General features: G+C 41.6%; 12 protein-coding genes and 1 tRNA gene. All 13 read right to left on the bottom strand.

Features of this window, described 5'->3' with window-relative positions:
• Positions 1 to 10 precede the first annotated feature (10 nt).
• The 13 genes from WMO31_RS02635 to rsmB all read right to left on the bottom strand — a co-directional run bounded on the left by WMO31_RS02635 (position 11) and on the right by rsmB (position 13034).
• Positions 11 to 1231 (bottom strand): nucleotidyltransferase domain-containing protein, encoded by a 1221-nt coding sequence (locus WMO31_RS02635; protein WP_367999147.1) that lies wholly within the window; start codon positions 1229 to 1231, stop codon positions 11 to 13.
• Positions 1228 to 1716 (bottom strand): S24/S26 family peptidase, encoded by a 489-nt coding sequence (locus WMO31_RS02630; protein WP_101106037.1) that lies wholly within the window; start codon positions 1714 to 1716, stop codon positions 1228 to 1230. Before WMO31_RS02630 ends, WMO31_RS02635 begins: the two co-directional genes overlap by 4 nt.
• Positions 1703 to 1966: a PqqD family protein gene (locus WMO31_RS02625; RefSeq protein ID WP_021884008.1), complete on the bottom strand. Its 264-nt coding sequence runs from the start codon at positions 1964 to 1966 to the stop codon at positions 1703 to 1705. Before WMO31_RS02625 ends, WMO31_RS02630 begins: the two co-directional genes overlap by 14 nt.
• A 154-nt stretch (positions 1967 to 2120) precedes the next feature.
• On the bottom strand, positions 2121 to 3749 hold the full coding sequence (groL, locus tag WMO31_RS02620; RefSeq protein ID WP_367999146.1) for a chaperonin GroEL: 1629 nt from the start codon (positions 3747 to 3749) through the stop codon (positions 2121 to 2123).
• Positions 3750 to 3777: 28 nt separating this feature from the next.
• On the bottom strand, positions 3778 to 4062 hold the full coding sequence (locus WMO31_RS02615; protein WP_015523751.1) for a co-chaperone GroES: 285 nt from the start codon (positions 4060 to 4062) through the stop codon (positions 3778 to 3780).
• 266 nt (positions 4063 to 4328) lie between these two features.
• Positions 4329 to 5942 carry a PASTA domain-containing protein gene (locus WMO31_RS02610; protein WP_303807466.1) on the bottom strand — a complete coding sequence of 538 codons (1614 nt, stop codon included), beginning with the start codon at positions 5940 to 5942 and terminating at the stop codon, positions 4329 to 4331.
• 189 nt (positions 5943 to 6131) lie between these two features.
• Positions 6132 to 6207: transfer RNA gene (locus WMO31_RS02605), tRNA-Ala, on the bottom strand.
• A gap of 65 nt (positions 6208 to 6272) precedes the next feature.
• Positions 6273 to 6923: a thiamine diphosphokinase gene (locus WMO31_RS02600; RefSeq protein ID WP_117847350.1), complete on the bottom strand. Its 651-nt coding sequence runs from the start codon at positions 6921 to 6923 to the stop codon at positions 6273 to 6275.
• Positions 6905 to 7792 carry a ribosome small subunit-dependent GTPase A gene (rsgA, locus tag WMO31_RS02595; RefSeq protein WP_303807467.1) on the bottom strand — a complete coding sequence of 296 codons (888 nt, stop codon included), beginning with the start codon at positions 7790 to 7792 and terminating at the stop codon, positions 6905 to 6907. Before rsgA ends, WMO31_RS02600 begins: the two co-directional genes overlap by 19 nt.
• 10 nt (positions 7793 to 7802) lie before the next feature.
• Positions 7803 to 9908 carry a Stk1 family PASTA domain-containing Ser/Thr kinase gene (pknB, locus tag WMO31_RS02590; protein ID WP_367999145.1) on the bottom strand — a complete coding sequence of 702 codons (2106 nt, stop codon included), beginning with the start codon at positions 9906 to 9908 and terminating at the stop codon, positions 7803 to 7805.
• A gap of 18 nt (positions 9909 to 9926) precedes the next feature.
• Positions 9927 to 10652, bottom strand: a complete 726-nt coding sequence (locus WMO31_RS02585) for a Stp1/IreP family PP2C-type Ser/Thr phosphatase (RefSeq protein ID WP_046431590.1) — start codon at positions 10650 to 10652, stop codon at positions 9927 to 9929.
• Position 10653: 1 nt separating this feature from the next.
• Entirely contained in the window at positions 10654 to 11670 is a 1017-nt protein-coding gene (rlmN, locus tag WMO31_RS02580; protein ID WP_498371334.1) for a dual-specificity RNA methyltransferase RlmN, read from the bottom strand.
• Between the two features lie 23 nt (positions 11671 to 11693).
• Positions 11694 to 13034 (bottom strand): 16S rRNA (cytosine(967)-C(5))-methyltransferase RsmB, encoded by a 1341-nt coding sequence (rsmB, locus tag WMO31_RS02575; RefSeq protein ID WP_367999144.1) that lies wholly within the window; start codon positions 13032 to 13034, stop codon positions 11694 to 11696.
• Positions 13035 to 13048: the final 14 nt, after the last annotated feature.

Raw genomic sequence — 13048 nt, 5'->3', positions numbered from 1 at the left:
ATTTGCATATTCAATTTCCGAAATTATTTATTCCAATACCGTCAAAACCCATTTCATCCAAAAGGGACTTGTACAAATTTACATCTTCATCCGTGTATGACATACGGTTTTTGATACCCGATTTAAAATTGATATTTCTGTCTACAAAAAGCCTTTTTCCCCACATATGACACCATGAAATCGGTAAAAGGAACGGTGTTCTTTTTACATATGGATACTTATACTGCATTTCGGATTTTGGTGGAAATATAGAGGACACAAGATATGAGAACTTTGATTTGTTATTCTCGGTAATTGTCTTGTGAGAATTTATCATCGTGCCGACATCTACCCTGCCGAGTGTACCGCTGAGCAGAATATATTCTTCGATATCATCAAATTTAAGTTCAGCCTGTGGCTTTGCAAACCAGTTGAACGCAATCTCACGAACACGCTTTTCATACTTTGCAATACCGATTTTTTCAAGCATCACATTAAGATAGTCATAATCAAGCTCAGATTGATGATTTTTCAAGAAAACATAGCTGTCAAGCACCATTCTTGCTCCCATTCCGCCGATTCTGAAATGATTCGAGTTATGAACAAGCATATAGATATAAAAGTCCTCATGGTTCATTTCATATGAATAGCTGTAGCCGTCACGCTTTGTTGAACGGTCAAGCTGATTAACAAGCAACGGATAAGATTCCTCGTTTTCATGGACAAGAGTTGCATGCATTTCAATGTTCATCATCGGTTTTTTTTCAAAATGATACTGGTTGTCATCTTCATTCAGAAAAGTGTATCCGAGTTCGGAAAATACTTTTTTGACCGAATCAGCCTGTTTTCTGTCAAAAAGGATATCTACATCGGACACGGAACGAAAGTCGGAACGAGGATATTCCTTTTTCATAAAATAGCCCTTTAAGGGAATATTCTTGATTTTGTTTTCATCAAAAGCCTTGAGAATTTTCTCGGTTTCATATGAGAGATTTCCGTCAATCAGCATTTCAACCGACAAATTCTGTTTGAATTTTTCATATACTTCGGGCGAAACATACTTTTTGTCGAGCGACAAAACCGCATTGGCAACAAGCGATTCAACACTGCAATAGTTTGCAAGCATTTTTATCGACTGCCATTTTATTCCCTCGTAAGGAATCGGAGGTACTGTTCCGTTTACAGACGATGAAACAAGCTCAAGCAGATACTTAAATTCAATTTTTTCGTTATCGTTAAGATGTTTCCTCATTTTTTCCCTTTTTTCGTTTTAAGCTTTGAGAATGCATTTTTACTTCTTGACACAGTTGAAGCAATAACCTTTCTTAGCGGTTTTGAATAGAACATAAATTCAAGGTATGCTCTGTACTTCATTGAGTCAACCGTGTAGGGCTTGCCCTTTCTGTAAAAGGCTGTTACCACTCCGATTACATCATCATCGGTAATACCTTTTTCAACGGCAAACTGATTGTCACCGCACATAGTATAACTGCCGTCACTTCCGAAATTGACGACACGGTGCAATACATACGAGCCGTCTTTTCGTCTGTATAAAGGCAAGTCAAAAAGATGAAGTCTGCCCTTCGGTTTTGATAAAACAACCGTATCGTCACCGTCTCGGAGCATTGGGAGCATACTTGTTCCCTTCGGATTGAAAGTAACCGATCCTCCGGCCTCAAGCTTTTCGGCTATAATCTGCATTACATCATCAAGACCTACTTCTTTATTCAAGAACATCAGCCTCTCTTAGCTTTTGAATAAATGTATCAATATCGGCACTCGCCTTTTCTTCGCTCACTTCATACTCATCAAGCATTGCTTTGAGCAAATCAGCCTTTTCGCAATCGTTTTGGAGCTTTTCAAAAAGGAATGCACCCGTTTCATTGAGGTTGATAATTCCGTTAAAATCAAGCGTCAGCTTATTTACGGGAACTACAACATACGAATCTGCAACCTTTCGCAGAACAAAATCTTCTTTTATCTTCATAAAATCACCTGTTTTCCGTGTGAAATTTTTTCGTACATACTTAAATTATAATATACCTTTCGACAAAAAGCAAGAAAAAGGATTTGAGCATAAAATTACCGCAGACCTTTTGAGTCTGCGGTAAAAATTATCTATAATATTACAGCTTACGGGATTAGTACATTCCGCCCATATCAGGTGCTGCTGGAGCTGCCGGAGCAGCAGGCTCTTTGATGTCTGTAACAAGTGATTCTGTTGTAAGAACCATTGCTGCAACAGAGCTTGCGTTCTGGAGAGCTGAACGAGTAACCTTTGTTGGGTCAACGATACCTGCCGAAACCATATCTGTGTATTCCTCTGTAAGAGCGTTGAAGCCATAGCCAACCTTGTTAGCCTTCTTAACATTATCGCAGATTACGCTGCCCTCAAGACCTGCGTTAGCAACAATCTGACGGAGCGGTTCTTCAAGTGCTTTAAGAACAATCTTAGCACCTGTCTTAGCGTCACCCTCGAGAGTGTCAACGAACTCTGCAACAGCCGGAATAGCGTTCATGCAAGCGATACCGCCGCCTGCTACGATACCCTCTTCAACAGCAGCCTTTGTAGCGGCAAGAGCATCCTCAATACGGAGCTTCTTTTCTTTCATTTCAACTTCTGTTGCGGCACCAACCTTGATAACTGCTACGCCGCCTGCGAGCTTTGCAAGACGCTCCTGAAGTTTTTCACGGTCAAAGTCAGATGTTGTTGTTTCAATCTGCTGTCTGATCTGAGCAACTCTGCCCTTGATAGCTTCCTTGTCACCTGAGCCGTCAACGATTATTGTGTTTTCCTTTTCAATCTTAACCTGACGGGCAGTACCGAGCTGATCAACTGTTGTATCCTTGAGTTCAAAACCAAGGTCAGATGTGATTACTGTACCGCCTGTGAGTGTTGCGATATCCTGAAGCATTTCTTTTCTTCTGTCACCAAAGCCCGGAGCCTTTACGGCAACACAAGTGAATGTACCTCTGAGTTTGTTAAGTACGAGAGTTGTAAGAGCCTCGCCTTCAACATCTTCGGCAATGATAAGGAGCTTCTTACCCATCTGAACAATCTGCTCAAGAAGTGGGAGAATTTCCTGTGTAGTAGAAATCTTCTTATCTGTGATAAGAATAAGCGGATTGTCAAGCTCTGCAACCATCTTATCTGTATCTGTTACCATATAAGGAGCGATGTAACCTCTGTCAAACATCATACCCTCAACAACCTCGCTGTATGTTTCGGCTGTCTTTGATTCCTCAACTGTGATAACACCGTCTGTTGTAACCTTTTCCATAGCCTCGGCAATAAGCTTGCCGATGAATTCATCCTGTGATGAAACTGTTGCAACTCTTGCGATATCGTCTGTACCGGATACCTGCTTGCTGTTCTTCTTTACAGCCTCAACTGCAACATTTACAGCGTCTGCAATACCCTTTTTAAGTACCATTGGGTTAGCGCCTGCAGTTACATTCTTCATACCCTCTCTGATGAGAGCCTGAGCAAGAAGTGTGGCAGTTGTTGTACCGTCGCCTGCGATATCGTTAGTCTTGATAGAAACTTCCTTTACAAGCTGAGCGCCCATATTTTCAAAAGGATCTTCAAGTTCAATTTCCTTTGCAATTGTTACACCGTCATTTGTGATGAGCGGAGCACCGAACTTCTTATCAAGAACAACATTTCTGCCTTTAGGTCCGAGTGTGATTTTAACGGTATCAGCGAGCTGGTCGATACCTTTCATTAAAGCTTTTCTTGCATCTTCGCCGTATGCGATTTGTTTAGCCATTGTAAATTACCTCCGTATATTTAGTTAATTATTCAAGAGTTGCGAGTATATCCGACTGGTTTACGATTGTGTATTCTTCGCCGTCAATCTTTACCTGTGTGCCTGCATATTTACTTGCGATTACCTTATCGCCTACGCTGACATACATCTTTACTTCCTTGCCGTCAACAACACCGCCGGGGCCAACAGCAACAACTGATGCGAACTGTGGCTTTTCCTGAGCAGCAGATGAAAGAATGATACCGCTCTTTGTTTTCTCTTCAGCCTCTTCAACTTTTAAAACGACTCTGTCGAGTAATGGTTTGATTGTCATAAATACAGCCTCCTGTAAAAATTTTAAATTGCTTTTAATTAATTAGCACTCTTGTTCCCTGAGTGCTAATTATATTTTATACCATTTTCAAGAAAAGTCAAGAGAAATTTGACTATTTTTGACCTTTATTTTGTGACAGTTTTCTGAAATTTTTTCCAATCTCAATTTTATCGAGTAATTTAAGATAATCAGTAACTATAACTGTTTTATATCAATAAAAAAGACGGACTGCAAAAAGTCCGTCTTAAACATTGTTATTAATTTTATCAGTTTGATGATTGAGAACTTGTCTGTTTCTTGCCCTTGCTGACAACAAGAACTACCGTTGAACCGTATTCGAGAGTATCCCCCTCAACATGTTCTTTGTAGCGGATTACCCTTCCCTCAGCAACCTTGTCACTGTACTCATATTCTGCTGTTGCAAGAAGTCCCTGAGCGGCAATGTCGGATGCAACGGTATCAAGTTTTTCACCCTCAACCTTCGGCAGAGTCCTCATCTGTGACCCCTTGCTTACGCAAACACTCACTACTACAGAATCTTCCTGAGTAATTTTGGAACCTGCAGCAGGAGTCTGTGACATAATCTTACCTTCTGCATAATCATCGCTGTACTCATCGTTAAAAGTTCTGTAGATTGTGATACTGCTGTTGCTGTCAACACTCTTAACAGCCTCTTCATATGTCATTCCGATATAGTTAGGAACAGTAGCACCTGTCCACTCTGTGCTTTGAGTTGAGCTTACACTCGCATCAGTATTATTTGAGAACATTCCGGCAAGCGGATTCTGCATAAGCCAGAACACACCGGCAATACCGAGAACAAGAACCGTGATAGCAGCCGCAATAATAATAATTGAAGCGTGTGACATACCGTTTGAAGTCTTGCGTGTACGCTCTGACTTTGTGAGGTTCATGCTTGCTGTTCTTGAAATTTCGTCCTGAATTGCCTTTGCTGTATGAGCAACGGAAAGCTGTGAACGAAGCTCGTCAAAATCTGTAATACGGTTTTCACGCTCAACCTGCAAACCGTTAGCAAGAGCCGAAACAACATGCGGAGGAAGTCTCTTTACAGTTGTTGTACTCATAAGAAGTCGGCTGTCCTTACGGCGTTCTACCGCACTCTTTGGCATATGACCTGTGAGGGCATAGAAAAGGGTTGCACAAAATCCGTAGATATCCGTAATATCGTCAAGAGGAAAATTGTCGTCATACTGTTCGGGAGCCGCAGCGCCTGAAAAAAGCTGAGATTTGAGAGGCGTGCCTCTTTTACGCTCATTTTCCGATGCAAAGCCTGAAATCTTAATTTTACCCGATGCTGTGATATACATATTCTTAGGTGCGATAGCATAGTGACCGACACCTCTCTTGTGAAGAGCCTCAAGCGCAGAAATTACAGGCATAAAAAGCGGACGGGCAATATCCCATTCAAGATGACCGTTACTGCGTTCAACATACTCCTCAAAAGGAATAAGATCCTCGTTTTCCTCAACAACATAAACTGTGTTATTTTCTTCAAAAATGTTGTGAACATTCATAAGAGCGGAAAGCTCACGGAGTTCTGAAAGAATCCTGTAATAGTTAAGAAAATCGTCCTTGAGTTTATTATATACAAGGCGGTTTTCATAATTTATTCTGACCTCGGCAGTTCCTTCTTCACGAGAAAAAAGTCCGATAGGAAGAAATTCGCAGATGATTACAATGTCACCTGTCTGCTTGTCGTGGCTTATATAGCGTGTGCTTTCGCCGTTGGTATCAATTCCCGCGCCTACGATATAGCGGTTCTGAAGAATTGTTCCGTACGGTAAAAAAGGAGCTTGCTGTTTTTCAGTTGTATCAAATCCGCAGGACGGACAAATCTTGTTGTCACCTATTTCCTGCATGCATCCCATACACAATGACATATTATTACTCAACTCCAAATAAGTATCAATTTCAAATTTTGTCTGAAAAGAATTATACCATAAAAACATATTTCTTTTCAAGACTTAAAGGTGTTAATATAGTTACAATTTTGTTATTGCAAAGCCTTAGAAAGCAAATTCTTTGCAAATATTGTTGTATAAAAAATGTGGTGGAGATAACGGGGCTCGAACCCGTGACCTTCTGACTGCCAGTCAGACACTCTCCCAGCTGAGCTATACCCCCATATAATGTTGACACTGCTTTTGGCATATACAAGATACATTTGCAAACAATGTCAAGCTGTAATTTTAACAGTCTATCAAATTAATTATAAGTATTGCATTTCCGTCATATATGTCAATTGTTGTCATATCGGAAGTGAATACATTTGAAACACCCAGAGTAACGCTGCTCGAAACACAGTATTTTTCAAGAGGATACTTTGTTCCCGAATAGCTTACGCAGACACTCGGACATCCGAAAGGGAAAAGCGAAAATGTTTTGCCTTTAAAGTTTTTATATTCATAATGGCCTACGGGGAGAAATTCTATTTTCTCTTTTTCAGAAAGGAGAACGCCCTTACTTCCGTGTTCGTGGATATAAGAGAGAACCGCCACATTTGCAAAGCTGTGGTCAAAGCGACCGCCCAATGCACCGAGAATTGCTATTTCGTCAAACCTTTTTTCAAGTGCAAGGTCAACAGAGTGCATTGTGTCGGTATCATCCTTTTCGGGAATAAGGCGGACAGTTTCGCAGTTTGGAAACAGTACATCAGGCTCGGAATCAAAATCTCCTACAACAAGGTTCGGAGTAATGCCTGCCTGTTTTGCAAAATTGCAGCCTCTGTCGGCACATATCACATAGTCATCAGGTTTTATAACCTCGGACAAAAAATCCGAATTTGTGTCAGGCGAGCCTGCAATAATCACACAACGCATAATTACTCCTTTATCTGCCATGATTTAATGTCCTTGACCTCGTTATACATCTGAACATAACTGCGGTGACGGGTTTCTTCAATTTCACCGTCAGAGAGCGCCTCAAGAATCCTGCAGCCTTTTTCACAGGTATGCGAACATGAAGTAAACATACAGTCCCCTAAATATTTTTCAAATTCAGGAAAGCAATATTGCAGCCGGCTTTTGTCAATCATTTCGTAACGCTGAAGATCAACGGTTGAAAATCCGGGTGTGTCAGCCACAAAACAACCGTCAAGTTCAAACAGTTCAACAACTCTTGTTGTATGTCTTCCTCTGCCGAGTTTTTTGCTTGTCTGCCCTGTTTCAAGAGAAAGCGAAGGAAAAAGCTTATTGAGCAATGTGGACTTGCCGACACCGCTGTTACCGATAAAGGCTGAAACCTTGCCGGACAGATAGCTTTTGAGTTCTTCGGTTTGTGAAGAATCATCTTCCGAACAGAGAAAAACCTCAAAACCTGCGTGTCTGTAGATATCGGCAATCTTATCTCCGTTTTCCAGATCATTTTTTGTAACGACAATTACGGGTTCCATATTATTGTTTACCGCCGCCGCAGTCATTTTGTCAATAATCGTAAAATTCGGCAACGGTTCAACAGTTGAACACACGAGAAGAAGAATATCAAGATTTGCAAGAGCAGGTCTGCGGAGCTTGTTTTTGCGTGGAAGAATTTCTTCTATCGCACAAAAACCGTCATTCGGAACAGATATATTTACCCTGTCCCCCGCTACGGGAGAGTTTCCGCTTTTGCGAAAGCTCCCCCTTGCCTTACATTCGTAATCCTTGCCATCGGCACGGACATAGTAAAATCCGCCGATTGATTTCATTAAAATTCCGCTTTTAGTATCCATACTTCACCGATTAAAGTTCAGGATCATCTGTAACCGGCTGAACGGTCGTGTCAGGCGCTACATACGGATCTGTGTAATACTGTGTCGACGGTTCGGTTTCGGGAGGAGCGGTTGTCGCACGGACATAATCATGTGACGCCGTAGTGGTTACCGCTGCCGATGCAAAGTCAACCGAATACTCTCTGTACGCCTGACCGTCAAGCTGAATTACTACAGTTGAAGTGCCTGAGCCCTTGAGTTCAAGAGTATAGGTCTTGTTATATTTCGGAACAAGCGTCTTTGAATTACGGGAATCAACTGCACCGTCAACAATTACAGTCATATCGACTGAATCTTCAACATCCGACGGAAGGTCAACGAAGATATTAACCGTGTTTTCGTCACCGAGTCCCGAGCTTACAGTCAGGGTTACAACAGAGCCTGCGTCAACCTTGCCGTACTGGAGAGGCGACATACCGAGGACTGTATCCTTTGGTTCTTTGCTTTCATCATCCTGAACTGTTTCAACGGTAAGTCCGAGATCAACAAGAGTCTGCTTTGCTTCGGAAAGCGTAAGTCCGTCAACCGACGGGAGTGTAACCTGTTTGGTTCTCTCACCGCTTGCAATATATACATATACCGTTGAACCGATTGTAGTTTTTACACCTGCTTTCGGGAAGCACTCAATTGTGTAGCCCTTTGGTGTTTTAGTGTTTTCTACATAGACAATTTCAGGAATAAGATTCTTTTCCTTGAGAGCCTGAGAAGCCTCTTTTTCGCTGTAATTGGTTACATAAGGAACAGAAACCTCTGTGTCCGTTCCGTTTACGGTTACTGTGATTGTTGAGCCTGACTTAACCTTCATTGAACCGCCCTTAGGCTCTTGATCAAGAATTACGCCCATTTCCTTTGACTCATCATATTCACTCTTAACCTCAAACTTGAAATCATTCGGGTTATTTTCTTTTATTGAAACAAAGGATTTGCCGACATAATCGGGAACTTCAACATCCTTAGCCTGTGAGGTTGAGCAGCCTCTGAACATTGCAAGCGCAAAGAAAATTGCACATACTGCAACAGCTGCAATTACAATACCCTTTACTGCATAGTATGACGGCTTATGTTCCTTTACAAAATCCTCATCGGCAAACTGTTCTTCTTTAACAACAACATCGTCCTGCGGCATATCAACTACTTTGGTTGCCTCGTTGTCAATTTTATTTCTTACCCCGCTGCCACGCAGAGAGTGAACAAACTTTGTGGGCTGATTATCAACAAAAGACTTGTTGCCGTAATCAAAAACGATTGACGGATTAAGTCTGAATCTTTCGATATCAGAAAGCATTTCTGCGGCAGAAGTGTATCTGTCGGACGGAAGCTTTTCCATTGCCTTCATAGTAATCTGCTCAAGACCTATCGGGATTCCCGGATTGATTTCACGAGGATGCTTCGGTGTTGACTGCAACTGCATAAGCGCAATTGTAACGGCGCTGTCACCGTCAAACGGAAGCTTTCCCGTAAGCATTTCATAGAGCATTACACCGACAGAATAAATGTCCGTTTTTCCGTCAGTTGCGTCACCTCTTGCCTGTTCAGGGGCAATGTAGTGAACAGAGCCGATCGCCTGTTCTGTCATTGTGCGTGTTGATTTATCGGAAAATCTTGCAATACCGAAATCGGTAACTTTGATTGTACCGTCCTGCAACAGCATAATATTTTGCGGCTTTATATCACGATGTACAATTCCGCACTCGTGAGCGTGCTGTAAAGCCTTTAGAATCTGTGCAGTCAGGTGGATTGCGTCTTTCCACTCAATAATGCCCTGCTGATCAATATATTCTTTGAGGGTAATGCCGTCAATATATTCCATTACAATATACTGAATCATATCGCCAAAGCTTACATCATACACCTTTACGATATTCGGATGTGAAAGCATTGCGATGGCTTTTGATTCATTTTTGAAACGGCGGATAAACTCCTCGTTGTTGAGATACTCGTCTTTAAGAATTTTTACGGCAACTTCACGATCATCGACTGTGTCGGTACAACGGTAAACATTTGCCATACCGCCGACACCGATAAGCTCGTGGATTTCATATCTTCCGTCAAGTCTTTTGCCCAAATATTTATCCAAAACGGTCAACTCCTATCCTTAGTAAATTACGGTAGCTGTGATATTATCAGAACCTCCGCCGTCTTTCGCCTTGTCAACAAGCTTTGTGATAAGACCTTCGCCACGGTTTTCATGGCAGATTTTGACCATATCTCCTGTTGTGACGCAATTTGAAAGTCCGTCGGTACAGATGAGAAGAACATCACCGTAAATAAAGTTGGCTTCAATATAGTCAAGGCGAACGGACGGTTTTATGCCGAGCGCCCTTGTTATAAAGTTCTTGTTCGGATGATTTTGCGCCTGCTCATATGTAAGCTCGCCTCTTCTAACCATTTCCTGAACAACTGAATGATCCTCTGTAAGCTGCTTGATTTTACCGCCTCTGATAGCGTATGTGCGACTGTCACCGACATGAACAACATGAACGGTTGTATCTTTTACAAAGACAAATTCACATGTAGTTCCCATACCCGTGAGCTCGGGATCTTTCATGGACATTTCAAAGACTTTCATATTGGCATTGACAACAATTTCTGCCATAAGCTCGCCAATCTGCTCCTTGGTCATATCATCTTTGTACAAATCGGTAATTTTGGTGCTGATATAATCAACTGCCGTTGCGCTGGCAATATTACCGCCGTTTGCACCGCCCATTCCGTCACACACAACTGCCCAGACACAGCTGGGAGAAATAACTCCGAAGCGACAGTCATCCTGATTCTGATTACGAACAAGTCCGATATCACTTTTGCTGAATACTTCCAAGTTATTTACCTCCTTCTTCAATATGCTTTCTTTTGAGCTGACCGCACGATGCGTTTATGTCACTTCCGAGTGTTCTGCGCACGGTTGCTCCGATATTTTTAGCAGCAAGAATATTTATGAATGCCTGCTGTCTTTTAATATTGCTTTTTAAGTAGCCTGTTCCCTCAACAGTATTGACGGGGATCAGATTAACATGGCTTTGTGTACCCTCAAGTCGTTTTGCAAGCTCTCTTGCGTTTTCATCGCTGTCATTAACTCCGCTTATCATAGAGTATTCAAATGTAACTCTGCGACCTGTTGTTCTGAAATAATCTGAACAAGCCTTTAATAATTCTTCAATAGAATACTTTCTTGCAATGGGCATTGTTCGCTGCCTTATCTCATCGTTCGGTGCGTGTAATGAAACGGAAAGCGTTATTCCGAAATGAAGTTTTGCAAGCTCATAAATTTTCGGAACTATACCGCAGGTTGAGAGAGTAATATGTCGCATTCCAATGTTAAGACCGTTGTCGGACGAAACAAGTCGGAGAAATTTTACGACATTATCAAAATTATCAAGCGGTTCACCCATTCCCATAAGAACAATGTTAGAAATTCTTATGTTAAGGTCACGCTGTGCGGCCTCAATCTGTCCGAGCATTTCCGACGGTGCAAGACTCCGTGAAAAACCGCTTTTGCCTGTTGCACAAAATGTACAACCCATTTTACAGCCAACCTGTGTTGAGATACAGATTGAATATCCGTGCTTGTAACTCATTACAACAGACTCTACACATTCGCCGTCATTAAACGAAAAAAGGTACTTGACTGTTTTATCATACCTTGAAACGAGTTTTTTTTCAATATTTGCAACAGAAATGTAACTACTTGATTTCAAAAAAGCCTTTAAATCGGCAGGAATGTTACGCATATTGTCAAAATCGGTCACATTTTTGTACAACCAATCATAAATCTGCTTTGCCCTGAACTTTGGAAAACCGTTTTCTGTGACAAATTCAGTCAGCTCATCAAGCGTCATTGACTTGATATCCGTTAAATTATTCAATTTGACGCCTTCTTTCCGAATAAGCTGATGTAAAATCCGTCTGTTCCGCAGGTGTGCGGCATAAGTGTTATTTCGTATGGTTCTTCATCAAATGCACGGGTAATTCCGTTTGGAAGTTTTAACGGTATTCCGTAAAAATCGGGATGTTCCTCAAGAAAACGCTTTGTGTTTTTATTGTTTTCATCAGGATTCAATGTACAGGTAGAATAGACAAGCTTACCGCCTACTGCCAGATTATCAGCACTTGCGCATAGAATCCTGTACTGCAAATCCGGCAAATCGTTGGAAATAAGGTCATCCTTGTATCTGATTTCGGGCTTTCTTGACATGATTCCAAGACCGCTGCACGGAACATCGCAGAGGATTCTGTCCGCCACAGGAAGTGCCGTGTCATTGGTTGACGCATCACGCAGAAGCGTTGAAATACAAGTGATGCCAAGCCTTTTAGCACCCGCAGAAATCAGTTTCAGCTTATGGTCAAACATATCACAGGAAAAAATTCTGCCACGGTTGTTCATGTATTGAGCCGCCGAAAACGACTTTCCGCCCGGTGCGGAACATACATCAAGTATAATATTGCGAGGATTTGCGTCAAGAAAATTCACACAAAGCTGGCTTGACGCATCCTGAATATGAAAAAGTCCGGACTTGTACGCTCTGAGTCTTTCAACCGAGCCTGTATTTTCAAGATAGAGTGCGTTGTCAATAAAGGGGATTTTTTCCGCAACAACGCCCTCATCGGATAATTTCTTAATTAATGTGTCTGCATCTGTTCTGAGGGTATTAACACGACAACAGATTTTGGCTCTGCCGTTAAGAGATGCCAAAAGCTGTTCGGTATTATTTTCTCCGTAAGAATTAACCCACAATTTTACAATGTTTTCGGGAACAGAATATTTTACCGAAAGATATCGAGTCCTGTCCTTTTCATCGGGTAATGTATATTTATCCTCTGCCCTTGTGATATTACGAAGAATTCCGTTTATGAAACCCGATGATTTCTGAAGTTTGTGCTTTTTGGCAAGATTAACGCTTTCGTTGACTGCCGCACTGTCGGGAACTTTGTCCATAAACAAAAGCTGGAGTATTCCAAGGCGAAGAATATTTTTCGTTTTTGTTTCAATTTTCCTTAACGGAATTTTAGAATAAGACCTGATAATATAATCAAGCGTGATTCTTCTTTCCAGAACGCCGTAAACGAGTGCTGACACAAAAGAGCTGTCAACACCCGAAAGACGGTTTTCCTTTATGGCATTATTCAAAGCAATATTTGAATATGCTCCCTCATTTTCAATTTTAAGCAGCACATTCAGTGCAATATTGCGTGTGTTTGCCATTTTAATCTCCAAAA

Origin of the sequence: Ruminococcoides intestinale (genome assembly GCF_040095935.1) — a bacterium.
Lineage (GTDB): Bacteria > Bacillota > Clostridia > Oscillospirales > Acutalibacteraceae > Ruminococcoides > Ruminococcoides intestinale.
Note: the sequence above shows the minus strand (reverse complement) of the source record. Positions and strands in the feature narration are given on the sequence as shown.

Bases quoted from the DNA above. Each gene is read 5' to 3' on its own strand.
- rsmB (WP_367999144.1), bottom strand. From the start codon at position 13,034: ATGGCAAACACACGCAATATTGCACTGAATGTGCTGCTTAAAATTGAA.
- WMO31_RS02600 (WP_117847350.1), bottom strand. From the start codon at position 6,923: ATGGCAGATAAAGGAGTAATTATGCGTTGTGTGATTATTGCAGGCTCG.
- WMO31_RS02630 (WP_101106037.1), bottom strand. From the start codon at position 1,716: ATGTTCTTGAATAAAGAAGTAGGTCTTGATGATGTAATGCAGATTATA.
- groL (WP_367999146.1), bottom strand. From the start codon at position 3,749: ATGGCTAAACAAATCGCATACGGCGAAGATGCAAGAAAAGCTTTAATG.
- WMO31_RS02625 (WP_021884008.1), bottom strand. From the start codon at position 1,966: ATGAAGATAAAAGAAGATTTTGTTCTGCGAAAGGTTGCAGATTCGTAT.
- rlmN (WP_498371334.1), bottom strand. From the start codon at position 11,670: ATGACGCTTGATGAGCTGACTGAATTTGTCACAGAAAACGGTTTTCCA.
- WMO31_RS02610 (WP_303807466.1), bottom strand. From the start codon at position 5,942: ATGCAGGAAATAGGTGACAACAAGATTTGTCCGTCCTGCGGATTTGAT.
- WMO31_RS02635 (WP_367999147.1), bottom strand. From the start codon at position 1,231: ATGAGGAAACATCTTAACGATAACGAAAAAATTGAATTTAAGTATCTG.
- rsgA (WP_303807467.1), bottom strand. From the start codon at position 7,792: ATGGATACTAAAAGCGGAATTTTAATGAAATCAATCGGCGGATTTTAC.
- WMO31_RS02615 (WP_015523751.1), bottom strand. From the start codon at position 4,062: ATGACAATCAAACCATTACTCGACAGAGTCGTTTTAAAAGTTGAAGAG.